We start from the raw sequence: 22,284 nt of genomic DNA, 5'->3' as shown, positions 1-22,284 counted from the left end.
GATTAATCGGCGAAACTGTACGTCGACATGGTAGTTTCTACAGGTTATAACCTTGGTTATAATCGACTACTGTCGTAGAAACGCAAGGATAAATATTAAGATCCAGCGTTTCTGCCGCGACGCCAGCGCCCCGCTTTTTTGGGGGTTTCGCGAATTTAGAGTGCGCGAGTGCTACGTCCTTCAAAATGTAGGAGCCTATCGTGTACGTTTATATTGTGGACGACGAACGTGAAGTCGGCGCCTCACTGGCGACGATGCTCAACAAGTCCGGTCACATGGCCAGCTGCTTCCTGAGCGGGCAGGCATTCCTGAACGTCGCAGTGGATCTGGCGCCCGGGTGCGTCCTGCTCGACCTGTGCCTGCTGGATCAGAGCGGGCTGGAAGTGCAGGCACAGCTCGCGACGCTCGATCACGGTCACGCGGTCGTGACGGTAAGCGGCGTCGGCGACATTCCGGATGCCGTGCAGGCGATGCGCAGTGGCGCGATCGACTTCCTGCGCAAGCCCCACCGCCGGGCGGAACTGTTCGAAGTGATCGAACGCGCCGCGGAAACGGTGCGCACCCGCATGGAAAGCCGCAGCAAGTCGCTGACCTTCCGCCGGCTCGACGACCTGTCGACCCGCGAATGCGAAGTGCTGGAGGCGCTGCGCAACGGCAGGCCAAGCAAGACGGTGGCGAATCTGCTCAATATCAGCGTGCGGACGGTGGACATGCACCGCGCGAACATCATCCGCAAACTGGGCGTCAGCAACATGACCGCCGCCCTTATGCTCGCCCGCGACGCGCATCGGATCTGACGCGCGTCGCGAGAGCAGGCGTCGCCGTTACGACAGGATGTCGGCGGCAGTGTGCCGCTCCGTCACTTCGCGGGTCCAGATCGGGCTGATGTCGCTGATATTGGCGATATGTCGGGCGCTCTCGACCGACAACAGCCGGTTGAATATCATACCCGCCTCGCTCTGGTCGCTCCACCGGACATAGCCGGCCAGCGGCATCATGCCGTCCAGGCTCATCATCAACGGCGTGCCGGCCTGCAATTTACCGTAATGACGCAGCCGCGCGCCACCGATCGAAATATCGAGCGCGCGAAAGACATGCCTCTTGTTGGCGACGATGACCTCCGCGCGCAGGTCGACTTGCGCGCGACTGGGCCGCGAGCGAAGCCACAGGCGCGAGTCCGCCTCGAACCGCATCACCATTTCGGCCTGCATTGGCACGATGAACTGCACGCCGCAGTGCCGGTCGTTCATCCACCGCAACCGTGCGGTGATCGAGCGTCCGCCGTTCGGCCTAACCGAGAGCAACTGGTTGAGGCACAGCGGCTCGCGCGGCCCGATGTCCGCGAAGTAGATTTTCGCACCGTACATCGTCAGATCAACGATCTCGGCCTTCCGGCAATCGGCGCCCTTTTCGATCGTAACCGGGATCCGCACTGGAACCCGGTGATCGCCACGCGTATCATCGTCGTCGGTTGCGGCGACACGGCGGCGGCGCAACAAGCTCAACACGGCCCGTCACTCGCGGCCGGAGCGTTCTCCTCAGGTTCGATCGGCGGGGCCATCCCCTGCTCCTCAAATTCATCAAGGTCGATTGGCGCGAGGAAGCGGATTCCGACAAGGTTCTGCCGCACCCACCGAACTTCCCCTTCAGCCGCGAACGCCCCGCAGATAAGACTTATCGTCTGGCCAGGCGGCGGCGGCATGACGGTTTCCAGCATCATGCCGGTAGTAGACACGTTGCGGACAACGCACGCCCGCCGCGCCCCGCGGACCAACAGGACCGCGCGCCGGGCTACCGAATATCGCGGTGCCCGGGACACCAATTCGCGCACGCTCGGCGGTGGGTTCAGCACATCGGATGGAAGGGATACGCCAAAGTAAACGCCCGTCGTACCGCTGCTCGACCACCGCACTTCGCCACGAAATGTTGCGCCGTTCTCGAAGATGAACGTGAAGAACTTGCCGCAGGGCAACTCGAGCCGACAACGCCCGGCCGCACCGCGGGCCGACACATTCGTCAGCAGGAAGTCGACCTTTTCACCATCGACGATCACCGCAATTCTCCGGCCGATCTGCGCGACCCGCAGATACCGTCGCCGTGCTTTGTCGGCTAATATCGATTTTTCGAATACATTATGCATTGGCCCCACCCATTCCTGGATAGAACGATAGATATCACTGGTGCGACACCCAGCCACTTAAGTGGCGTATGCGTATGATCACCGCTTCATCGGCTTCTACATCGCAGTTCCACCTACGGATTAACTAATCCTATGGATAAGATACTGTACGATCCCCTTACCTTCGGCGATCGTACAGTTTATTCATGGCGTGAAACATTCGCGCAATGATTTGCGATCTCTACAAATCCTGATAGCGCGTAACACCGAGCGTGACGCCTACTGCCGCAGGACGACACGCGGTTCGGCGGGCATACCGCGCCATGCCGTCGGCGTTTCAAGGAGCTCGATCCGGCTGATGGTACCGGTCGCGGGAACGTTGATCGCCCAGGTATTGAAGCTTCCGTCGCTTGTCGGATCAGTTGCTCTGGCCGGCAAAGCGCGATCGGCGCCGATGAAGCTGCGGAAACCATCCTTCAATATTCGGTGAATGACCGAGCCGTCGGAAAAGGTCACCCGCAGCGTGTAGTCACAGCCGCTGTTCTGGCAATATTGCCGGTACTTGCCCGTCCGGATATCAATGTCCGCCCGATCCTGAGCATTGGTCGGGTCAAAGGTCCGGATGGTATTGCCCGTAAAACGCAGCGTCGGGTAGATTTGTGATACACCGGGCGTCCCCGCCAGGCTGTACGTGATGACGACAGCGTAGACGGGCACGTTCCGCTGCACAGGAAGGTCGAGGTTGACTCCGTAAAGCCCCCAGTCTCTGGTATTGTCGTCCGGCAAGGTCGACCATGTCCGGCTCACGCTGTTCCAGCGCTTATAGCCATCAGGTTGCACAAAGACTCGACCACCGGAAAATACAGGTTGCCCGTTCGAGCCGACCGTGGTCACCCCCTCCAGCCATCGCTGCATCCGCGCCACATTGAAATCGGAGAACATCGTGAAGCGATAGGAAGGGTCCTGATCGCCGATCCCGTTCTGCATCGGATCCTGCTTGAAGCAGCGACCGGCTTCATCGAGTTGATGCTTGCGTGCGCAGCCCTTGTAGTTCGACGCCGTCGTCGGCACCAGGGGCGAGAGAAACTGTCGCCGATCGGGGTCGAACCCCCATGCGGACCCCTTCAGACTACCGGCCGGATAGGGATAATTGCTCTCATGACCCGCATGTCCGAGACCTAGTCCATGGCCTAGCTCGTGGATGAACGTGCCGCCAAAATAGAATGGACCCGCACCGACGCCTCCAGCGATGGTGCCCAGCCCGCCGCCCGACCAGCGATAGGTCCCCTTCGCGCCCAGTGGGAGCAGGGAGGCGTAATATGCATTATTCGTCCGGCTGTCGCCGTTCGCCCTTTGCAGGGCGTTGAGAATGCCCAGCACACCGCCAAGCAGTTCCGAGCCGCCCTGCTCCTGATCGGAGTTCGTCATCACATAGGCGGGCCGGCCCCCGTTTGGCGAAATGACGAGGTGATCCCACTTCACATAGCCCGCAGGATGGGGCGCGACATCCAGATCGGCAACCGGCCATTTGGCGACGATCTCGCGTTCGACTGCCGGGTCGGGCCGTTGCACGACCGAGAGCGGCTGGGTATTCGCCTCCGTCGCCCCGAACAGATAGAAGGGCAACACTCGCAATGACATAGCGCTGTCGGCGCCGATCAGGGGGCTGACGGGATCGGACGGAGCATAATTCACCGCCTTCACGATGAATTGCGTACCCGGGACGATCCACTGTCGCGGCAGATCGGCGGTCCACGCATCCGTTGCGAACGCCGGGCCGCCGCCCTCGGTCGCCGGCAGGGCCGTCGGTGGGGCAAGTGCGACCGAGCCAAGGACCTTACCGTCACGCGACGCCTCGATCGAAGGCGACACGGCGTCGGCGGCGCCCAGTCGAACGATCGCCAATGCAGCGCGATTTCCGATAAGATGGAGGTCCCTGTCCTTCTCGTCCGATGCGAAGCTGATGCCTTGCGCCGGCACGACATGCGTCTGCGCGAAATCTATGATGGCGTTCAGGGGCGCCATCGGCATCGCGACATCTGGAGATGAATCTGAGGATGCTCGCGCCACGATGCGGATAGATCCGAAAACGCCATTGGCAGTCGTCGACCCCTGGTCGTTGGACAGCGCTAGATAAGCAGTGCCGCCACTCAGAATTGCAACTGAGGATGCCGCAATGACTTTCACGCTGGAAAAACCAGTTAACTTCAGGTTAGCCATTAAATCCTCCGCTCGTTCCCGCTGTGTAATTACGTCATAACATGTCACGCCACCTAGATAGTTTGCATACTATATCGCTATTTAGTTCTATTTTAAATATTATGCTTCGCGAAAATATATATTTTTCTTGCGTGCCGGCGGAAACGTGTTTTTGTTCATGCTTTTATCAAGTTGAATTGACATAGACCTCGACCGAGCATTTGTGCGTTGATGGTCCAGCTGCGTTCACGCTTCGACGGGCTGATAATTCAAGCAGAATAGCAAGTTGCGCGAGATCGATCAGACGTGATTGACCGAAAATTGCGCAGGGCTGTGAAGATCATTTCGACCCGAGCAAAGGCACTTCACGACCACATGAAAGACGGCTGCCGCGCAAGCCGCTGCGCCGGACAGAATCAACGACCACGGTCAGCTGGTACACGAAGGTCGCAAGCAGTCGGCCCGCGACGCATCGCAACCGAAACGGCCGACAATTCCCTGCGCCGCCTCGTCATCACCGGGATATTCAACTCGACGATGGCGTGCCGACCACATCAAGCACCGCCAGAACGCGACTCGCTTAACGGCATCTCGTCGATAACGATCCTGCCGGGGTGCGACGGGAAACCGCCGGCACGTATCTCGGCCGACGTCGACGACTTGCGGGCATCAGTCCAGGAACACAGCTATGCCTGGGGCAGGCTCAGCGGACGAACGACAATGGTCCGCCTCAGTGCTTCAGCCCGGCCTTCAGTTCGTACCGCCCATCCGTCATGTCACCGAACAGGTCGCCGACCGCGGGATGATCGACGGGCTCGTCGCTGTCGTCGTGCATCAGGTTCTGCTGGCTGACATAGGCGGTGTAGGTCGACTCGTCGTTTTCGGCGAGCAGATGATAGAAAGGCTGGTCCTTTCGCGGACGGATGCCCTCCGGGATCGCCTGATACCATTCCTCGCTATTGGCGAAGACCGGATCGACGTCGAAGATGACGCCGCGAAAATCGAACATCCGGTGCCGTACGATCTCGCCGATCCCGAACCGGGCCGACGATATGCTGGGCATAGGAACGCCGGCGTCGAGGATGTTGTCGATGGGAGTGCCGCGATTCATGACTCCAAGTTAGGCAGCTTTTCGCATTGCACAAGCAGGACGCTTGCACGCACCGAAAACCTTCGCTAAGCGCGCCCCTCACGACCCGCCCCGGGGCCTTTCACGAAAGGTGATGCCCGGCGCAAACCCCTCGCGGAGAGGTGGCAGAGTGGTCGAATGCACCGCACTCGAAATGCGGCGTGCCGGCAACGGTACCGAGGGTTCGAATCCCTCCCTCTCCGCCACTTACCCGTCGTATGTGTCAACATCGCGAGCGGCGACCCCACGTCCGGATCGCGGCTTCTTCCCAACATGCGCGCAAAAGATCGTCACGTTGCACAGCGACATTCGCAACTGACCCTATCGCTCTGGAAGACGTGTCAATTTGTCGGTAGGCAATTCCGTGCTACCCGCCGGCGCCTCGGATATTGGGGCGACGATGACGAAGCAGATTCCTGCGCTTGACGGTTTTCGCGCGATCGCCATTTCGATCGTGATCGCCTCGCATGCCGGTCTGGGAGCGCTGGTCCCTGGCGGCTTCGGCGTCACGATCTTCTTCTTCCTCAGCGGGTTCCTGATCACGACGCTGCTGCGGGTCGAACATGCGACCACCGGCCGTGTCGATCTGAAGGCCTTTTACCTCCGGCGATCGCTCCGCATCTTTCCGCCCTTCTACATCACCATCGCCCTGGTGGCGCTCGCGGCCATGCTCGGCGCGTTCAATGGATCGGTGAACCTGCGGTACATCGGGTGGGACCTGCTGTTCCTCAGCAACTACAGCTGGCAGATCGACGCCAGCAGCATGATCCCGATCCCGCTCTGGTCGCTGAACGTCGAGGAACATTTCTACATCGCCTTTTCGGCGCTGTTCGCCTTCGTGCTCGCCCGCATCGATCCGCGGAAGGCCGCGAAGATCTGTCTTGCCCTGTGCGCCGCGACATTGCTGGTCCGTATCGCCAATGTCGCGCTGCTGCCCGACTATTCGAACAACTATTACTGGTCGCATACGCGGATCGATTCGATCCTGTTCGGTTCGTGCCTGGCCTTCTTCCAGAATCCGGTCCTGGAGGAGAAGGCGTGGCGGCCGAAGATGGGCCATGTCGCACTCGCGGCGCTTGTGCTGCTGGCGTGCCTGGGCATCCGAAACGACGTGTTCCGCGAAACCCTGCGATATACCTTGCAGGGTGGCGCGTTGTTCGTGGTCTTCTCGGCCGCGATCCAGGCTGAGGGCGTCGTCGCACGACTGATGAACAACGGCCTCACCCGGATCATCGCGTTGCTGTCCTATACCCTGTACCTGGCGCATGTGCCTCTGATCCGGATGTTCGAAGAGGCGAGGCTTCCTGCACCCGAACTGCTGGGGATCGCCGCCGCGGTCGCCTATTCCGCGGTAATGTATCGGCTGGTCGAAAAGCCATGCGGCAATCTTCGTCGGCGCCTGGAAAAGGATCGGCCGCGCAACCGGCACCCGGATGCCCCATTGCGCGAAGCATCGTCCGCCCCGTAGATCGACGGAGCAAGGCTTGCGTGGCGATTAAGGATGGTTCGACACATAGCGTTACAATCTCACCCGTATGACAGCCTGAAGATCGAAGAGCGGGGATCAGGTGCATGACGTCGAAGCGAACGAATTCCTTGGCGACGCGGATGTTGGTCGGGGCCGCGGCATTGGCGCTGGGGACGAGCGCGTGGGCGGCCAGCATATACGCCCTGCCCGGCGCATTCGGCGCCCAGGCCGCGAAGCCGGGATCGGTCGTCGTCCTCAAATCGGTGTCGCGCCCGTCGACGACCACGCCGACCCCTACCGTGAGCCCGACGCCGACCCCCGCCCCTGCGCCCGCTCCGTCGCAAAAGCCGATCGTTCTGTCCGAGGGTGATAGTATTTCGGTCTTCTGGGCGGGCAATCACACCGGTATCTACGCGCGTAATACGCCTGGCGTGACGTTTTTCGGCAAGGCGGTAGGCGGTTCCGGCATCAAAGGCGGTAACAGCCTGGAAGCGCGCTTTGCCGCCGATGTCGCTCTTAAGCCGAACTACGTCACCATCCTGATCGGTGCCAACGACCTGACCGGATATCCGAGTGCGGACGATTGGCTGGACACGCTTTGGGCCTATGTCGCAAAATGGAAGGAAACCGGTGCGAAGGTCGCGGTCGCTACCGTGCTGCCGACGTGTCTGCCGCAATTTCCTGCTGCCACCGCCGAACATGCAACCCGGCGCCGGATAGCCAACGCCGCGATTCGTGCGGCGGTCAGCGGCAAGATCGACGCGGTGATCGATTACGCCGCCGATCCGGTCATGGGTCCCGACTCCGCAGCCTGCAATCGCATGCTCTATTCTGACGGCCTCCACCCGACGGACGGCACCGCCGGCGATGCAAACGGCCAAGGCAAGCTGGCCGTCGTGTATACAGCCGCGGTCAACGGTATGATTAATCGATAATTTACCCTGTCGGTCTAGTCGATGCGTCAGTCCCGGTCCGCTGGGATTGGCGCATCGTCATTTAGGGATCGCAGGGTTATGCGTACCGCTACGACGTGTACGATGGGCGGCTGGTCGCACGACGCTGGCCGACCCCACACTGCAATCGCATGGCGATGGCGGCAACCGCGGGCGCGATCCGACCGGACGCTCGCGGCCAAAGACAAGCAGAATCTCACAGAACATCGGATGGAAATGATGCGTCGTTCGCTCGCCGCCCGCACCCTCTTGCGCGGTGCAGCCCTATCGCTTTTGCCGTTGCTGACGTCCGCTTGCGGAGGCGACGGGTCGCCCGCGACGGCCGGGACCGTTCAGGTCATCGCCGCAGCGCCGACGCCAAGCCCTTCCCCCAGCCCCAGCCCCAGCCCCAGTCCGAGCCCCTCGCCCAGTCCGACATCGGCGCCGGCTCCGACGCCGACCACGGCCGCCATCCAGAAGCCGGTCGTCCTGTCGGAGGGCGACAGTATCTCCGTCTTCTGGGCAGGCAACCACACCGGCCTGTTCGCCAAGGCCAATCCCAGTGTCGAATTCTATGGGAAGGCCGTGGGTGGTTCTGGCATCGACGGCGGGAACAGCCTGGAGGCGCGCTTCGCGGCCGATGCGGCGCTTGCCCCCCGCTACGTCACCGTCTTGATCGGGGCGAACGACCTGACCGGCTATCCCAGCGCCGACGCCTGGCTGAACGCTCTATGGACCTATGTCGCCAAGTGGAAGGCGACCGGGGCCAAGGTTGCGGTCGGAACGGTCCTTCCCCAGTGCCTGACGCAAAACCCCACAGTCACCGCCGAGCACGCCGCCCGGCGCACGATCGTCAACGCGGCGATCCGTGCGGCGGTGGGCGGAAAGATCGATGGCGTGATCGACTTTGCCGCCGATCCGGTGATGGGGCCAGATTCCGCCGCCTGCGATCGCAGCCTGTACGGCGACGGCCTGCATCCCACCGACGGGACGGCCGGGGATGCGAACGGTCAGGGAAAGCTGTCGCTGGTCTACACCGCCGCGGTCGAAACGCTCATCACCCGCTAGGAGGGCCGGTCAACGCCGAACGGCCTGGATCACGTCGACCTGCCCATTGTCGATCCGCACCGCGGTCAGCACGCCGGTTTCATAGGCGCCGGTGTCGATCCCCAGACGATGCGGCAGCAGGACGGGCAAATCGTCCTCCCACGTGTGCCCGTGGACAACGATCGCGTCGGCGGGGGCTGCGTCGTCCAGAAAGTCCTCGCGGATCCACAGCAGGTCATCGCGGACCTGCCGATCTAGCGGGACACCCGGTCGGACGCCGGCATGGACGAACAGATAGTCGCCGAGTTGGACATAGGGCTCCAGGCCGCGCAGCACGAGGTCGTGCGAAAGCGGCATGGCATCCAGTAGCGCATCGCGCAGGGTGACGAGGGTCGCGGCGGACAATTCGGCATCCGCGGGCACCGTCACTCCGTAGGACTCGAGCGTCTCGCGTCCACCGAACCGCAACCAGTCACCATGACCAGCAGGATCGTCGAGGAACAGGCGCAGGATCGCCTCATGATTCCCCTCCAGCGCGCGCACGTCGACCGCTGTCGACCGCAGCAGCCAGACGATCGCGGACATCACCTTCGCGGAATCCGGCCCGCGGTCGATATAGTCGCCGCACAGGATGATCAGCGGCACCGCGTCGGGCGACCGCGCGCCTGCATCGCGCGAAATCTCCTGCAACAGCGCGCGGAACAGGTCGTAGCAGCCATGAACGTCGCCCACAGCGTACAGCGGCTGCGCTGCGGTGCGGACGTTTTCGGGCGGGGTATAGGTCTGACGGCGGATCGCGATCATCGTCGGGCGCTACGGCGATCCTCAGCCTCGCTCGTCAACCGGGTCAGGTCGGCGCTGATCATCGCATAGACACGCCCGGCGCGATCCGGTTGCTGGAACACATCGGCACGCGCCAGCGTGAATTCGCGGCGATAGTCGCGCAGCAGCCCCGGGCGGACGCCGGCCTGCTCGGCACTTCGCAACGCATCGGCGACGCGCCGCTCGGCCTCGATGAGCGGGGGCGTGGCGGAGGTTTCGACGGCCGCCTCGCGGGCCGGCGCGGGCGCGGCATTCACAACCGTCGCGGCCGGTCGTCGAACCGTGGCGGACGTCACGACCGCAGGGCGCTGCGCGCGCACGACGGAGGGTGTTACGCGGGGACGAACGCTGTCCTCCTTCGCAGCGGAAGCGGTGGCAGGCGCGGCAGCAGGCGCGGCGATCACCGTGGGTGCTTCCTCGACCGTAATCGGCGTCTCGACGGCCACCGGATCAGGCGTGACCACCTCAGCCGGCGCGCTCGCCGGGACGGGCCGCGTCGTGACCATCGGGAGCGACGGGTGTTCGATCGCAGCGACGGGTGCCGATGCGCCGACGACATTGCTGCCTAGGTACAGACCGGCCGCGATCGCCGTCGCGAACATGGTCGAGGCGACCGCATACCCGCGGCCGCGCGGGCGGGACGGAAGCTGGACCGGAACCAGAGCGGAATGGGCCGAGATTGGTGTCGGCATGGGTTTCGTCGACAGGCGTACGTCGGAACCGAAGATCGCCACCATGTCATCGCGAACGGCGCGATTGACGGCGGAGGATGCGCACGCAGAGCGCGCAGGGTCGAGATCGGTCATGGTCATAAACTCACAATCCCCGCCCAAGTGGATGATAGGGACTGATGACGCGCTGTCTAGGGTGTTGAGCGATTCAGGGTAACGTTGGGGTTTATCAACATTGGCGCCACAACGTCAGACGGGGCCGGCGATGCCGACCCCGCTGCTCGACGTAGCGATGCCTGCGCCCGGGGGAAAACCCCGGCGCAGGCCGCCCGCATCAGAACTGGAACGCCACGCGGCCGTACAGGAACCGCCCGTTGAAGCCGAACGGCGACAACTGGCTGTACGGCAGGAAGTAGCTGTTCGGCGTGAAACCGGGTGCGCCGGTCGCGCCGCCGGTCGGCAGGCGATCCGGATAGGTGTCGAACACGTTGTCCGCACCGATCGCCAGCGTAACCTGCTCGATCGGATGGACGCGCACCTCGACGTCGGTCACCCACTTCGGCGTCAGCTTGAAATCGCCCGCGACCGTGCCGAGCGGTGCGGCCAGGCTTCCGTTGACGGCCGTCCAGACCGAACCGAACCGATTCGCCCGGACGGTCGCCCCGACCGGACCCAGATCCCAGTCGGCCGACAGGTTGAGTTTGGTCCGCGGCTGAGAGTCGGTCAGGCGGAAGCTCTCCTGCCGGCCGAACAGCGGCGATCCCTGAAGCAGCGGATTGGGCAGAACCGCGCGACGGATGATTTTCGTCTCGTTGTAGTTGTAGCCCGCGGTCAGCACGACGCGACCGAAGCCCAGCTCCGGCACACGATAGGTGCCGATGACGTCGACGCCCTGCGTGCGCGTGTCGACGCCGTTGACGAAGAAGCGAGCGGAGGTGACGCCATTGACGCCGGCCGCCACCAGCAGGTTGACGACCGCCGTACCCGCCAAATTCTCGGTCAGCGTCACCCGGTCGCGCAGTCGGATGTTGTAATAGTCCGCGGTCAGACTGAACCCGCGGAACGGGTTGAGCGCGATACCGCCCGCGAGGTTCAGCGCCTTTTCCGGGGTCAACTGCTTGCCGCCGAGCGCCGTGCCGATCCGGCTGGTGGCCGGCACCGTCACGATGTCGATCAGCGTCGGCACGCTGTTGATCACGGTGTTGTTGGTCGACGTGGTGGTGAAGAACTGCTGCGCCAGGCTAGGCGCGCGGAAGCCGGTCGACACCGACCCGCGGACGGCGATGCCGTCGATCGGCTCGAAGCGGGCCGCGACCTTGCCGTTCACCGTGTCGCCGAAGTCCGAATAATGTTCGAAGCGGCCGGCGGCCTGAACGGTCAGCATGTCGTTCACTTCGGCGTCGAGCTCGACATAGCCGGCGTAGCTGTTGCGCGAGACGTCGGTCGCGTTCGACGGCTGGAAGCCCGGGAACACCTGCGCGCCCGGCGCCGCGCCGTTTGCGGTGTACTGGCCGCCGATATAGCTGGCGACGTTGCCCGGGCGGATCTTGAAGTTCTCGTTGCGATATTCGCCGCCGACCGCGAAGCCGAGGCTGGACAGGAAGCCGACATCGATTTTGCGGCTGAGGTCGAGGTTAACGACGGTCTGGCCGAACGCGATGCCACCGGCGTCGAAGCGCTGCGGCGACGCATTTCCGCCCAGCGACACGTTGAAGCTGTCGATCGTCTGGTAATCGAGCTGGTTGGAGCCATAGACGACCGACAGGTCCGCCTTGAACCCGGCGACGTCGGTGCGAACGCCGACCGCGCCCGACACGTCCTCGATCTGGCTCTGAATCTTCGGCAGGAAGCCATCGGCATAATAAGGCACGAACGTCGTCGTCGACGCCGCGAAATTGCGGTTGCGTGCGTCGTTCGGACGGCGGAAGAAGCCCGCACCGATGCCGTCACGGATGCCGTAGGTACCAAAGGCGTAGAGCTCGGCATTGGCGCCGATGTCATAGCCAGCGTTGACGATGACGTTATAATCGACCGTCTTGCCGTCGCCATAGCCGTGGTTGAAGCGGTTGGCGTTCAGTTCCTTGGCGTAATCGGCCGTGGTGTTCTGATACTGGCGACGCGGGTCGGCGCCCGAGCGCTGGGTCGGGTCGCGATCGCGGAACTGCGCGGAGAAGGTAAAGTAACCGGCATCGCCGATCGGCAGACCCAGCCGCGTCGCCAGCGTCAGCGTGTCGCCGTCATGACGCTTCACCTCTTCGCCGTAGTTCAGCTGGAGGATGTCGTTCGCGCCGCCGTTGTTGGTCAGCACGTTCGGCACGCCGCCGGTCGCAGCGACGCCCAGCACTTCGTTCACGCCGCTCTGCGTGGTGCGATACTGGCCGAAGGTGACCGAGCCCGACACGCCCTCGCGCTTCGACAGCTGGATGTTGATGACGCCGGCGATCGCATCCGAACCATATTGCGACGACGCACCGTCGCGCAGCACTTCGATACGGTCGATCGCGATCGGCGGAATCTCATTGAGATCGACGGCGCCTGACCCACGGCCGACCGAACCGTTGAGGTTGAGCAGCGCGGCCTGGTGACGACGCTTGCCATTCAACAGGACCAGCGTCTGATCCGGTGCCAGACCGCGCAGCGTCGCCGGGCGCAGCGAATCGGTGCCGTCGGTCAGCGATGGCTGCGGGAAGTTGAACGATGGAACGAGCTGGTTCAGCACCTTGTTCGTCTCGGTCTGGCCGCTGTTGGCCAGCTGGTCGCCGCCGATGACGTCGATCGGCACCGGGCTGTCCGCGATGGTGCGGCCACCGATACGGCTGCCGGTCACGACGACCGTATCCTCAGTGATCGGCGCGTCCTCGGCAGCGGCCGGCGCCGGCACGTCCTGCGCGAGCGCGGGCGTCGCGAGAGCGACCGATGACACGGACATAGCGAGCACGCTAAGCAATTTAAGGCGCATGACCTTCCCCCCAGTTGAAATGTTTCGCCCGTTGCAGGCTGAATGTCGCAATATCTGATAGGGCATCGCGGCGCCGACAAGGCCATGACAGGCAATTCGAGCACTTCGATCACAGGCTGTTGCGAGAGTGCCACAATCGGCACAACAGGATTCGCATGGTTGACACCCCGCGACCTATTCGGTAGCAGCGCGCCTTCATCCCGCCTGGTACGCCAGCGCGGGCCCGATTTACTGATGAGAGTTTGAAACGCCATGTTCGCAGTCGTGCGCACGGGCGGCAAGCAGTATCGCGTTGCCGCCGGAGACAAGATCGTTGTCGAGAAGATCGACGGTGAGGCCGGTTCGTCGATCACCCTGGGTGACGTGCTGCTTGCGGGCGAGGGTTCGGACCTCAAGTCGGTCGCCGGCCTGACGGTCGCTGCCGAAATCGTCGCGCAGGCGAAGGGCGAGAAGGTCATCGTCTTCAAGAAGCGCCGCCGTCACAACTATCGCCGCAAGAACGGCCATCGCCAGAACCACACGATCCTGAAGATCGTGTCGATCGGCGGGTCGAACGAGCAGAAGGCGAAGGCCAAGAAGGCCGATGCCGCTCCGGCCGAAACCGCCGCTGCCGCCGAAGCGTAAGCGCGTCTACGAACGATACGAAGAAGAGAGTCTAGGTCATGGCACATAAGAAAGCAGGCGGTTCGTCGCGTAACGGTCGTGATTCGGCCGGCCGTCGCCTTGGCGTGAAGAAGTTCGGTGGTGAGCAGGTCATCGCCGGCAACATCATCATCCGTCAGCGCGGTACCCGCGTGTACCCGGGCGCCAACGTCGGCATGGGCAAGGATCACACCCTGTTCGCGCTGACCGACGGCCGCGTGCTGTTCAAGGACGGCAAGCTCGGCCGCAAATTCGCGACCGTGGAAATTATGGCCGAAGCGGCCGAATAACGGGCAACCGATGACGGGTTGCCCACCAGGGCGACCCGGCGTTCCGCAAGGAACCAGCCAAACAAGGGAGGACGGGTCGCCCCGGACTCCCTTTTTTACTGCTCCCCTCACTTCGCGACTGTCGCGACCACGTCATATTGTCGTGGTTGGGCGCTCGCGCGACACGAGGAGAGTGGACATGTTCGCACGCACACCCCGTCTGACGCTCCGGCCCGGCTGGATCGAGGACGCCCCCGCCCTCACCCGCGCCGTCGCGCATGAGTGCGTGGTGGCGAAACTCGCCCGCCTGCCCTGGCCGTATGACCTGGTCGATGCCGAAACTTTCCTGACGATGCCGGTCGCGCGCGACGAGACGCGCTGCCTGATCTTCGCGCACGATATGGGCGCCGAACCGCAGTTGATCGGCGGGTGCGGTATCAGTCGTGACGATGGGCAGCCGAACCTCGGCTATTGGCTGACCCCGGACGCCTGGGGCCGCGGCTATGCGACCGAAGCCGGCCGCGCGATGCTGGGGATTGCACGCTGGAGCCTCGGGCACCGGCACCTTGCCGCGCACCACCACCTCGACAACCCCGCCTCCGGTCGCGTGCTGCGCAAGCTCGGGTTCGTCCCCACCGGCGTCCGAGAACCGCGGCCCAGCCGGGCACGGGCCAAGGCGGTGCCGAGCGTCAGCTATGCGCTGTCACTGGAGGATGCTGAGATCGAAGCGCCGCGCATGGCGGCGTGAGGTTCGAAAAGAAAAAAAAGAAGATCCTCACCCTCCCACCGGCTCCGCGGGCGGGCCCCTCCCTCTCCCGCGAACGCGGGAGAGAGGTTTTGACGGGCGGGAGGGTGCTTAACCCGATAGCCCTCTCCCGCTTTCGCGGGAGAGGGTTGGGTGAGGGTCTTCTTCTTACCTACCCTTCAAACAGCCGCCAGCCGCGCCGCCTCGAACTCGCTGTCGACCAACCCGATCAGCTTGCGATCATCATGGTTCCACGGATGGAAGCCCGGCAGGAAGAAGGCGACATATTGGCCGAGCACCTTGCGCGCCATGCCGGGCCGACCGAACGCATATTTGAACAACCGCCACTTCACGCCCGCGCCGGTCAGCCCGTCCTGCCGCAGCAATTCCAGCATCCCCTTGGTACGCCCAGCGAAGAACCGCGCCGTGACGATCATCATGACCAGCGCCTTGATCCGCCACCGCTTGAACCGCGGCCAGTCGCGCGTCGCGTGGAGCCAAGTGTCATAGGCGACACCCTTGTGCTCGATCTCCTCCACCGCGTGCCATTTCCAAAGTGCCACGGCGTCGGCGTCGCCGCCCGCGAGATGCGAGGGGTCGGCGATCAGCTGATGCGCCAGGATCGCGGTGAAATGTTCCAGGCACATCGTCGCCGCGAGGCTCGCGATCGGCGGGCGCCCCTTGGTCAGCGCCAGCACCCGATCGACTTCGGCATCGAGCGGGCGGATGTCATAGCCCTGGTCGGTCACATGGCGGTTGAACGCGACATGCTCGCGGGTGTGGATCACTTCCTGCTTGGTGAAGGCCGCGATCTCCGCCGCCAGGCGCGGCGGCGCGTCATCGCGGAACTTGCGCACCGAATCGATGAAGAACCCCTCCCCCTTGGGAAAGGTCACCGACAGGGCGTTGTAAAAGGCGGTCGCGACCGGATCATCGTTCAGCCACCAGCGGCGGTAGGTCGCGCCGCGACCGAAGCGCATGTCGCGCGGCGTAATCGTCAGGTCGGCAGGAGTCTTTGCGTTCACAGCGGAATTCCTCCAATCAGGTCGCTCAACTGGCGATTACTTACACCAATGTCAATAACTCCCATCCGCAAGCGGCTGAGCCCCGCCGAGTCCCGCGACGCCGCGCTGGAGGCGGCGCGCGACCTGCTCGTCGAATTCGGTCCGCAAGCCGTGACGCTGAAGGCGGTCGCGGCGCGGATCGGGCGGACGCACGCCAATCTCCTTCATCATTTCGGCTCGGCCGCCGGCCTGCAAAAGGCGCTGATCGCGACGATGGCCGGCCGGATCGTCGGCGAGATCGGCGAAGCGGTCGTGCGCGCCCGCACCGGCGATCAGGGCCCGCAGGAGGTCGTCGACCTGACCTTCGACGCCTTCGACCGCGGTGGGGCCGGTGCGCTGGCCAGCTGGATGATCCTGTCGGGGAACGAGGACGCGCTCGACCCGATCCTGAACGCGATCCACGATCTGGTCGACCGGCTGGCCGAGGGCCATGACAGCGACGACCTGTCGATCCATGACGAGACGTTGCAGCTGGTGCTGATGGCCCTCGGCGATGCGTTGCTGGGCGGCGCGATGGCGAAGGCACTGGGTCTGCCGCGCGAACGGGCGCGGGCGCTGGCGGCGCGGGGTTTGATGGCGGGGCGGAAGAGCGAATAAGCACTCCCCGTTCGGGCTGAGCTTGTCGAGGCCCTGCCTTTCCTTCGGACATGGGCAAAGCCCATGTCGTCGGCCGCAGTGCCTGCGCCGGCCGGGCCTCGCGCTCCGGTGTCGATTTAGCTGCGCTAAATCGCTACAGCGCTCGCCATGCACTTTCTCGACCAAGCAAAGATCTTCGTCCGTTCCGGCGCCGGCGGTGGCGGAGCCGTTTCGTTCCGCCGTGAAAAATTCATCGAATATGGCGGCCCCGACGGCGGCAACGGCGGCAAGGGCGGCGATATCGTGTTCGAGGCGGTCGCCGGCCTGAACACCCTGATCGACTTCCGCTACACCCAGCATTTCCGCGCGCCCCGCGGCAAGGGCGGCGCCGGATCGAACATGACCGGCGCGGGTGGTGAGGATCTCGTCATCAAGGTCCCGGTCGGCACCCAGGTGTTGAGCGAGGACAAGGAAGAGGTGTTGCTCGACTTCACCCGCGTCGGCCAGCGTGAGGTGTTCCTCCGCGGTGGCGACGGCGGGCGCGGCAACTTGAGCTACAAGACCTCCACCAACCGCGCGCCCCGCCAGCACGGCACCGGCTGGCCGAGCGAAGAGGCGTGGGTCTGGCTGCGCCTCAAGCTGCTCGCCGACGCCGGCCTGGTCGGCCTGCCCAACGCGGGCAAATCGACCTTCATCAACGCCGTGACCAATGCACAGGCCAAGGTCGGCGCCTATGCCTTCACCACCACCCGTCCCCAGTTGGGCGTCGTCCGCCACCACGACCGCGAATTCGTGATCGCCGACATCCCCGGCCTGATCGAGGGCGCGGCCGAGGGAGCCGGCATCGGCGACCGCTTCCTGGGTCACATCGAACGCTGCCAGGTGCTGCTCCATCTGGTTGACGCTAATGACGAGGACGTCGCCACCAGCTATCGCATCGTCCGCGAAGAGCTGGAGAACTATGGCGCCGGCCTGACCGACAAGCCGGTCGTCGTCGCGCTCAACAAGATCGACACGCTGGACGAGGAACTGATCAAGGCCCTGTCCGAAGAACTGGAGGAGGCCAGCGGCGCGCAGGTCATCCCCATCTCCGGCGCCGCGCAGATCGGCGTCGACTGGGTGCTCGACGAACTGCTGGCGAAGATGAGCGATGCGGCCGATGTCGTGCCGGACGACGACGAAGGCGAGGATGCGGTGGAGTGGTCGCCGGTTTAAAGGCCCTGCTGAGACCGCTATATAGTCGGCATGGTGACCCAACCCGTTTATCCGCTGCTCACGGCCGACGAGTTCCTCGAAATCGATTTCGGGGAGCGGAAAGCGGAATTGGACAATGGGGTCATCAGGATGATGGCGGGCGGCACAGCCCGCCATTCGCGTGTGCAAACCAATTTGCTTGTTGCGCTGAGCAACCGCCTTCGTGGCACCGGTTGCACGCCCTACAATGCCGATATGGCGACGCGGACGCACGACTTGTCAGTCCGTTATCCGGACGTCAGCGTTTTCTGCGGCCATGACGGGCCCGAGGACGACGATGCAAAGGCTTTCGACGATCCGCGCGTCCTGATCGAGGTCTTGTCAGCCGGCACAGCCCGAACGGACCTTCGCATAAAACTGGACGAGTATAAGGCTCTGTCGAGTGTCGACACGATCGTTTTTGTCGACATTGCGACCGAACGCTTGCGCATCGTGCAACGTACCGGGCCAGGTGGTTGGAATGAAGTGCAGTTCAACCAGCCGACCGACCTGCCCCTCCCCGCCCTCGATCTCGTTATCCCCCACGACGAAATCTTCGCGCGCGATTGAGCGGATTGGCGGACGGCGGACGGCGCGCTAACGAGCCCGCGTCATGAGCCTGTTCCCGCCCGCCTCCTGCCCGCGCCTGGTCGTGAAGATCGGTTCTGCGCTGCTCGTCGACCCCGACGGCAGCGTGCGGCGCGACTGGCTGGCGGGCATCGCCGCGGACATTGCCGAGCGGGTTCGCGCGGGGCAGCAGGTCGCCGTTGTCTCCTCGGGCGCGATCGCGCTCGGGGCGCGGCGACTGGGGCTGGCGAAAGGCGGTCGCGCGTCCCTGGAGGATGCCCAAGCCGCCGCCGCCACCGGGCAGATCGCGCTCAGCCAGACTTGGGCCGAAGTTCTCGGTGCCGAGGGACTGACCGCTGCGCAGATGCTGGTGACGCTCGACGATCTGGAGGATCGCCGCCGCTACCTTAACGCCGCGGCGACGCTCGACCGGCTGCTCAGCCTGAACGTCGTGCCGGTGCTCAACGAGAACGACAGCGTCGCGACCGCGGAGATCCGCTTCGGCGACAACGACCGCCTTGCCGCGCGCGTGGCGCAGGCCGCGGGCGCGCAGGGCGTCGTCCTTCTGAGCGACATCGACGGACTCTACGACCGCAACCCCGCCCTGCCCGGCGCCGTCCATGTCCCGCGGGTCGAGCGGATCGACGCCCGTATTGCCGGCATGGCCGACGCCGGCTCCGCATCCGGCATGGGATCGGGCGGGATGGTGTCGAAGATCGCCGCGGCGCGGATCGCCGCTGCGGCGGGCGCGCATCTCGCCATCGCCTCGGGACGGGTCGAGCGGCCGTTGTCGACCGCGGCGCGACACACGATCTTCGTCGCGGAAAAGGCGGCCCCCGCGCGCAAGGCGTGGCTGGCAGGCGGACTGACGGCAAAGGGCACGCTGCACGTCGATGCCGGCGCTGCCGCCGCCCTCGCCGGTGGGGCCAGCCTGCTGGCCGCGGGCACGACGGCGGTCGATGGCGACTTCGCGCGCGGCGATCTGGTCGCGATCGTCGGACCGGACGGTGGAATCGCGCGGGGACTGAGCGAATATGACGCGGACGAGGCCCGCCGGCTGATCGGCCATAAGCGCGACGATCATGCCGCGATCCTGGGCTATGCGCCCCGCGCCGCGCTCGTCCACCGCAATCACATGGCGCTGCTGTGAGGCTGGCGATCACCGGCGCGACGGGCTTCGTCGGCAAGCGGCTGGTCGCGCTCGCGCTGGAGCGGGGATATGGCATCAACGCGCTCACCCGCCGCCCGCGCTCCGGCGGCGACGGCGTCAACTGGGTGTTCGGATCGCTGGAGGCACCCAATGCGCTCGCCAGCCTGATGCGCGGCGCCGATGCCGTCATCCACGTCGCCGGCGTGGTCAACGCCGCGGATCGTGCGGGCTTCGCGGTCGGCAATATCGACGGCACACGCAGCGTGTTGGCCGCCGCGCAGCAGGAGGGGGTGCGCCGCTTCGTCCATGTTTCCTCCCTCGCCGCGCGTGAGCCTAGCCTGTCCAACTATGGCTGGTCGAAAGCGTCCGCCGAGGGTCTGGTCGAGGGGTCCGATACCGACTGGGACATGGTCCGCCCGCCCGCCGTCTACGGCCCCGGCGACATGGACATGCTGGAGATCTTCCGCATGGCGAAGCGCGGGATCGCGCTGCTGCCGCCGGGCGGTCGCATGTCGGCGATCCATGTCGACGACCTCGCGCGCCTGCTCCTCGCGCTTGCCGACGCGCCCGCTACCCGCGCGATCCTGGAGCCTGACGACGGCCGCCCCGGCGGGTGGAGCCACGAAGCCTTCGCGCAGGCTGTCGGCGATGCGGTCGGCAAGCGGGTGCGGCCGATCGCGCTGCCGCGCCGGATGATGGCGATCGGCGCCTGGATCGACGGACTGGTGCGCAAGGGCGGCGCCCGGCTGACGCCGGACCGCGTCTCCTACATGTGCCACCCCGACTGGGTGTCCGACCCGCGTCGCGCCGCACCGCCTGCGCTGTGGCGCCCCGAAATCCCGACGCCCGAAGGCCTGGCGCAAACCGCGGCATGGTATCGTGCCGAACGCCTGCTATAGCGACGCCCAATCCCGGCCGCATTTGCCGATCAGAGGACCCGCATGACCGACCGCGCCCAGATTTTCGACACCGTCGCCGCCCAGATCGAACCGTTCAACAAGAAGGGTGTGGCGCTCAGCGAAGCCACGACCTTTCAAGGCGATCTCGAATGGGATTCGCTGACCGTCATGGATTTCGTCGCGGCGATCGAGGACGAATTCGATATCATCATCACGATGAACATGCAGGCCGAGATCGAGACGGTCGGCCAACTGGTCGACGCCGTCGCGAAGCTGAAGAACGACTGACCCTTTCGTTTCTCCGCTCGTCCTGAGTAGAGACTGAGCGGAGGCGAAGGCTCGTATCGAAAGATCCTTCGATATGTCGCTTCGACAAGCTCAGCGTCTACTCAGGACGAACGGATTAAGACGATGACCGAAACCGGCCTCCAGCCCGAAGCCCTCGACCTCAACCCCGCGCCCGCGCCCGCGAACCGTGACCTGATGTCGAAGTTCGACGCGATCATCGCGGAGCGTCAGGCGCTGATCGACACCGGCGTCACCGATCCCTTCGCGATCGTGATGGACGAGGTACGCTCGCCGACCGAGGCGGTGATCAAGGGCCGCGAGACGATCCTGCTCGGCACGTACAATTACATGGGCATGACGTTCGACCCGGACGTCATCGCCGCCGGCCATGCCGCGCTCGACCAGTTCGGATCGGGCACTAACGGCAGCCGCATGCTCAACGGCACCTTCCGCGACCATATGGAGGTCGAGCAGGCTCTGCGCGACTTCTACGGCGTGTCGGGGGCGATCGTGTTCTCGACCGGCTATATGGCCAATCTCGGCATGATCTCGACGCTCGCCGGCAAGGGCGACTATGTCATCCTCGACGCCGACAGCCACGCTTCGATCTATGACGGCTGCAAACAGGGCGTGGCGGAGATCGTCCGCTTCCGCCACAACGACGTCGCCGATCTCGACAAGCGCCTCGGCCGCTTGCCCGCGGAGGCCGGCAAGCTGGTCGTGCTGGAGGGCGTCTATTCGATGCTCGGTGACATCGCCCCGCTCCGGGAGATGGTCGCGGTCGCGAAGAAGCATGGCGCGATGGTGCTGTCCGACGAGGCGCACTCGATGGGCTTCTACGGCCCCAATGGCCGCGGCGTGTACGAGGAGCTGGGGCTGGAGGGGCAGGTCGATTTCGTCGTCGGCACCTTCTCCAAGTCGGTCGGCACGGTCGGCGGCTTCTGCATTTCCGACCATCCGAAGTTCGAGGCGATCCGTCTCGCCTGTCGCCCCTATATCTTCACCGCCAGCCTGCCGCCGTCGGTCGTCGCGACCGCGGCTGCGTCGATCCGCAAGCTGATGACCGCGCACGAGAAGCGCGCCCGCCTGTGGGACAATGCGCGCACGCTGCACGCCGGGCTGAAGGACATGGGCTTCAGACTGGGCACCGAAACGCCGGAATCGGCGATCATCGCCGTGATCCTGGAGGATCAGACCCAGGCGGTCGCGATGTGGCAGGCGCTGCTCGACGGTGGTCTCTACGTCAACATGGCTCGTCCGCCGGCGACTCCGGCCGGCACCTTCCTGCTGCGCTGCTCGCTATGCGCCGAACATACGCCCGAGCAGATCGCACGCGTCATCGCCATGTTCCGCGCCGCGGGGCGGGCCGTAGGCGTCATCGGCTAGAGCGGGTTGTGACCATACGGAGGCGTCGTGATTGCCCTGTCGTGTTCGTCCGGCAAGAAGCGAGATGCAGCAGGTAGCGGCGCTACCTGCAAGGCTCGCGACGCAGACCGGCGGGCGCG

The 22,284-nt window shown here is 64.5% G+C and carries 23 protein-coding genes and 1 tRNA gene; 15 read left to right on the top strand and 9 right to left on the bottom strand.

Features of this window, described 5'->3' with window-relative positions; translation table 11 throughout:
- Nucleotides 1–200 precede the first annotated feature (200 nt).
- Entirely contained in the window at nucleotides 201–797 is a 597-nt protein-coding gene (locus ACFSC3_RS05475) for a response regulator transcription factor (protein ID WP_380939389.1), read from the top strand.
- A 27-nt stretch (nucleotides 798–824) separates the two neighbouring features.
- Here the strand turns inward: ACFSC3_RS05475 and ACFSC3_RS05470 are convergent, their stop codons facing one another.
- From ACFSC3_RS05470 to hspQ, 4 genes are all read right to left on the bottom strand, one after another.
- Nucleotides 825–1,508 carry a PilZ domain-containing protein gene (locus ACFSC3_RS05470; protein WP_380939388.1) on the bottom strand — a complete coding sequence of 228 codons (684 nt, stop codon included), beginning with the start codon at nucleotides 1,506–1,508 and terminating at the stop codon, nucleotides 825–827.
- Nucleotides 1,502–2,140: a PilZ domain-containing protein gene (locus tag ACFSC3_RS05465; RefSeq protein ID WP_380939387.1), complete on the bottom strand. Its 639-nt coding sequence runs from the start codon at nucleotides 2,138–2,140 to the stop codon at nucleotides 1,502–1,504. Before ACFSC3_RS05465 ends, ACFSC3_RS05470 begins: the two co-directional genes overlap by 7 nt.
- A gap of 258 nt (nucleotides 2,141–2,398) precedes the next feature.
- Nucleotides 2,399–4,339 carry a M66 family metalloprotease gene (locus ACFSC3_RS05460; protein ID WP_380939386.1) on the bottom strand — a complete coding sequence of 647 codons (1,941 nt, stop codon included), beginning with the start codon at nucleotides 4,337–4,339 and terminating at the stop codon, nucleotides 2,399–2,401.
- A gap of 709 nt (nucleotides 4,340–5,048) precedes the next feature.
- The gene (hspQ, locus tag ACFSC3_RS05455) at nucleotides 5,049–5,429 is read right to left on the bottom strand and encodes a heat shock protein HspQ (protein WP_380939385.1); all 381 of its coding nucleotides are present in this window, start codon (nucleotides 5,427–5,429) and stop codon (nucleotides 5,049–5,051) included.
- 134 nt (nucleotides 5,430–5,563) lie between these two features.
- Here hspQ and ACFSC3_RS05450 point away from each other — a divergent pair.
- From ACFSC3_RS05450 to ACFSC3_RS05440, 3 genes are all read left to right on the top strand, one after another.
- Nucleotides 5,564–5,653 (top strand) — tRNA-Ser (locus tag ACFSC3_RS05450).
- Nucleotides 5,654–5,847: 194 nt separating this feature from the next.
- Complete coding sequence (locus tag ACFSC3_RS05445; RefSeq protein ID WP_380939384.1) at nucleotides 5,848–6,915, top strand: acyltransferase family protein; 1,068 nt, start codon at nucleotides 5,848–5,850, stop codon at nucleotides 6,913–6,915.
- A gap of 161 nt (nucleotides 6,916–7,076) precedes the next feature.
- Nucleotides 7,077–7,850, top strand: a complete 774-nt coding sequence (locus ACFSC3_RS05440) for a GDSL-type esterase/lipase family protein (RefSeq protein WP_380939383.1) — start codon at nucleotides 7,077–7,079, stop codon at nucleotides 7,848–7,850.
- Between the two features lie 350 nt (nucleotides 7,851–8,200).
- Here ACFSC3_RS05440 and ACFSC3_RS05435 read toward each other — a convergent pair whose 3' ends face one another.
- Complete coding sequence (locus ACFSC3_RS05435) at nucleotides 8,201–8,398, bottom strand: hypothetical protein (protein WP_380939382.1); 198 nt, start codon at nucleotides 8,396–8,398, stop codon at nucleotides 8,201–8,203.
- A gap of 34 nt (nucleotides 8,399–8,432) precedes the next feature.
- Here ACFSC3_RS05435 and ACFSC3_RS05430 point away from each other — a divergent pair, with 34 nt between their 5' ends.
- Nucleotides 8,433–8,915: a GDSL-type esterase/lipase family protein gene (locus tag ACFSC3_RS05430; protein WP_380939381.1), complete on the top strand. Its 483-nt coding sequence runs from the start codon at nucleotides 8,433–8,435 to the stop codon at nucleotides 8,913–8,915.
- A gap of 9 nt (nucleotides 8,916–8,924) precedes the next feature.
- Here ACFSC3_RS05430 and ACFSC3_RS05425 read toward each other — a convergent pair whose 3' ends face one another.
- From ACFSC3_RS05425 to ACFSC3_RS05415, 3 genes are all read right to left on the bottom strand, one after another.
- Nucleotides 8,925–9,698 carry a metallophosphoesterase gene (locus tag ACFSC3_RS05425; protein WP_380939380.1) on the bottom strand — a complete coding sequence of 258 codons (774 nt, stop codon included), beginning with the start codon at nucleotides 9,696–9,698 and terminating at the stop codon, nucleotides 8,925–8,927.
- Complete coding sequence (locus tag ACFSC3_RS05420) at nucleotides 9,695–10,528, bottom strand: hypothetical protein (RefSeq protein WP_380939379.1); 834 nt, start codon at nucleotides 10,526–10,528, stop codon at nucleotides 9,695–9,697. Before ACFSC3_RS05420 ends, ACFSC3_RS05425 begins: the two co-directional genes overlap by 4 nt.
- Nucleotides 10,529–10,721: 193 nt before the next feature.
- Nucleotides 10,722–13,316 (bottom strand): TonB-dependent receptor plug domain-containing protein, encoded by a 2,595-nt coding sequence (locus ACFSC3_RS05415; RefSeq protein WP_380939378.1) that lies wholly within the window; start codon nucleotides 13,314–13,316, stop codon nucleotides 10,722–10,724.
- 282 nt (nucleotides 13,317–13,598) lie between these two features.
- On the opposite strand from ACFSC3_RS05415, the gene rplU reads away from it, so the two are divergent.
- The 3 genes from rplU (at nucleotide 13,599) to ACFSC3_RS05400 (ending at nucleotide 15,005) form a co-directional block, all read left to right on the top strand.
- Nucleotides 13,599–13,970 carry a 50S ribosomal protein L21 gene (rplU, locus tag ACFSC3_RS05410; RefSeq protein WP_380939377.1) on the top strand — a complete coding sequence of 124 codons (372 nt, stop codon included), beginning with the start codon at nucleotides 13,599–13,601 and terminating at the stop codon, nucleotides 13,968–13,970.
- Between the two features lie 38 nt (nucleotides 13,971–14,008).
- A complete protein-coding gene (gene rpmA, locus ACFSC3_RS05405; protein WP_380939376.1) occupies nucleotides 14,009–14,278 on the top strand; it encodes a 50S ribosomal protein L27 in 270 nt (89 codons plus the stop codon).
- Nucleotides 14,279–14,456: 178 nt separating this feature from the next.
- Nucleotides 14,457–15,005, top strand: coding sequence for a GNAT family N-acetyltransferase (locus tag ACFSC3_RS05400; protein WP_380939375.1), 549 nt, complete (start codon nucleotides 14,457–14,459; stop codon nucleotides 15,003–15,005).
- 176 nt (nucleotides 15,006–15,181) lie between these two features.
- Here the strand turns inward: ACFSC3_RS05400 and ACFSC3_RS05395 are convergent, their stop codons facing one another.
- On the bottom strand, nucleotides 15,182–15,982 hold the full coding sequence (locus ACFSC3_RS05395; RefSeq protein ID WP_380939669.1) for a metal-dependent hydrolase: 801 nt from the start codon (nucleotides 15,980–15,982) through the stop codon (nucleotides 15,182–15,184).
- A 93-nt stretch (nucleotides 15,983–16,075) separates the two neighbouring features.
- Here ACFSC3_RS05395 and ACFSC3_RS05390 point away from each other — a divergent pair, with 93 nt between their 5' ends.
- The 7 genes from ACFSC3_RS05390 (at nucleotide 16,076) to spt (ending at nucleotide 22,165) form a co-directional block, all read left to right on the top strand.
- The gene (locus ACFSC3_RS05390; RefSeq protein ID WP_380939374.1) at nucleotides 16,076–16,663 is read left to right on the top strand and encodes a TetR/AcrR family transcriptional regulator; all 588 of its coding nucleotides are present in this window, start codon (nucleotides 16,076–16,078) and stop codon (nucleotides 16,661–16,663) included.
- 147 nt (nucleotides 16,664–16,810) lie between these two features.
- Entirely contained in the window at nucleotides 16,811–17,857 is a 1,047-nt protein-coding gene (obgE, locus tag ACFSC3_RS05385) for a GTPase ObgE (RefSeq protein WP_380939373.1), read from the top strand.
- A 30-nt stretch (nucleotides 17,858–17,887) separates the two neighbouring features.
- Complete coding sequence (locus tag ACFSC3_RS05380; RefSeq protein ID WP_380939372.1) at nucleotides 17,888–18,445, top strand: Uma2 family endonuclease; 558 nt, start codon at nucleotides 17,888–17,890, stop codon at nucleotides 18,443–18,445.
- A gap of 43 nt (nucleotides 18,446–18,488) precedes the next feature.
- The gene (proB, locus tag ACFSC3_RS05375) at nucleotides 18,489–19,592 is read left to right on the top strand and encodes a glutamate 5-kinase (protein ID WP_380939371.1); all 1,104 of its coding nucleotides are present in this window, start codon (nucleotides 18,489–18,491) and stop codon (nucleotides 19,590–19,592) included.
- Nucleotides 19,589–20,491 carry an NAD-dependent epimerase/dehydratase family protein gene (locus ACFSC3_RS05370; RefSeq protein ID WP_380939370.1) on the top strand — a complete coding sequence of 301 codons (903 nt, stop codon included), beginning with the start codon at nucleotides 19,589–19,591 and terminating at the stop codon, nucleotides 20,489–20,491. Before proB ends, ACFSC3_RS05370 begins: the two co-directional genes overlap by 4 nt.
- 42 nt (nucleotides 20,492–20,533) lie before the next feature.
- On the top strand, nucleotides 20,534–20,779 hold the full coding sequence (locus ACFSC3_RS05365; protein ID WP_380939369.1) for an acyl carrier protein: 246 nt from the start codon (nucleotides 20,534–20,536) through the stop codon (nucleotides 20,777–20,779).
- Between the two features lie 123 nt (nucleotides 20,780–20,902).
- Nucleotides 20,903–22,165: a serine palmitoyltransferase gene (gene spt, locus ACFSC3_RS05360; protein WP_380939368.1), complete on the top strand. Its 1,263-nt coding sequence runs from the start codon at nucleotides 20,903–20,905 to the stop codon at nucleotides 22,163–22,165.
- Nucleotides 22,166–22,284: the final 119 nt, after the last annotated feature.

Source organism: Sphingomonas floccifaciens (assembly GCF_042681125.1).
In the GTDB taxonomy this organism is placed as follows: domain Bacteria; phylum Pseudomonadota; class Alphaproteobacteria; order Sphingomonadales; family Sphingomonadaceae; genus Sphingomonas; species Sphingomonas floccifaciens.
This window is presented reverse-complemented; position numbering and strand designations above follow the sequence as displayed.

Bases quoted from the DNA above. Each gene is read 5' to 3' on its own strand.
- ACFSC3_RS05425 (WP_380939380.1), bottom strand. From the start codon at position 9,698: ATGATCGCGATCCGCCGTCAGACCTATACCCCGCCCGAAAACGTCCGC.
- ACFSC3_RS05415 (WP_380939378.1), bottom strand. From the start codon at position 13,316: ATGTCCGTGTCATCGGTCGCTCTCGCGACGCCCGCGCTCGCGCAGGAC.
- ACFSC3_RS05460 (WP_380939386.1), bottom strand. From the start codon at position 4,339: ATGGCTAACCTGAAGTTAACTGGTTTTTCCAGCGTGAAAGTCATTGCG.
- ACFSC3_RS05380 (WP_380939372.1), top strand. From the start codon at position 17,888: ATGGTGACCCAACCCGTTTATCCGCTGCTCACGGCCGACGAGTTCCTC.
- obgE (WP_380939373.1), top strand. From the start codon at position 16,811: ATGCACTTTCTCGACCAAGCAAAGATCTTCGTCCGTTCCGGCGCCGGC.
- ACFSC3_RS05395 (WP_380939669.1), bottom strand. From the start codon at position 15,982: ATGCGCTTCGGTCGCGGCGCGACCTACCGCCGCTGGTGGCTGAACGAT.
- hspQ (WP_380939385.1), bottom strand. From the start codon at position 5,429: ATGAATCGCGGCACTCCCATCGACAACATCCTCGACGCCGGCGTTCCT.
- ACFSC3_RS05465 (WP_380939387.1), bottom strand. From the start codon at position 2,140: ATGCATAATGTATTCGAAAAATCGATATTAGCCGACAAAGCACGGCGA.
- spt (WP_380939368.1), top strand. From the start codon at position 20,903: ATGACCGAAACCGGCCTCCAGCCCGAAGCCCTCGACCTCAACCCCGCG.
- rpmA (WP_380939376.1), top strand. From the start codon at position 14,009: ATGGCACATAAGAAAGCAGGCGGTTCGTCGCGTAACGGTCGTGATTCG.
- ACFSC3_RS05445 (WP_380939384.1), top strand. From the start codon at position 5,848: ATGACGAAGCAGATTCCTGCGCTTGACGGTTTTCGCGCGATCGCCATT.
- ACFSC3_RS05420 (WP_380939379.1), bottom strand. From the start codon at position 10,528: ATGACCATGACCGATCTCGACCCTGCGCGCTCTGCGTGCGCATCCTCC.
- rplU (WP_380939377.1), top strand. From the start codon at position 13,599: ATGTTCGCAGTCGTGCGCACGGGCGGCAAGCAGTATCGCGTTGCCGCC.
- proB (WP_380939371.1), top strand. From the start codon at position 18,489: ATGAGCCTGTTCCCGCCCGCCTCCTGCCCGCGCCTGGTCGTGAAGATC.
- ACFSC3_RS05390 (WP_380939374.1), top strand. From the start codon at position 16,076: ATGTCAATAACTCCCATCCGCAAGCGGCTGAGCCCCGCCGAGTCCCGC.
- ACFSC3_RS05400 (WP_380939375.1), top strand. From the start codon at position 14,457: ATGTTCGCACGCACACCCCGTCTGACGCTCCGGCCCGGCTGGATCGAG.
- ACFSC3_RS05365 (WP_380939369.1), top strand. From the start codon at position 20,534: ATGACCGACCGCGCCCAGATTTTCGACACCGTCGCCGCCCAGATCGAA.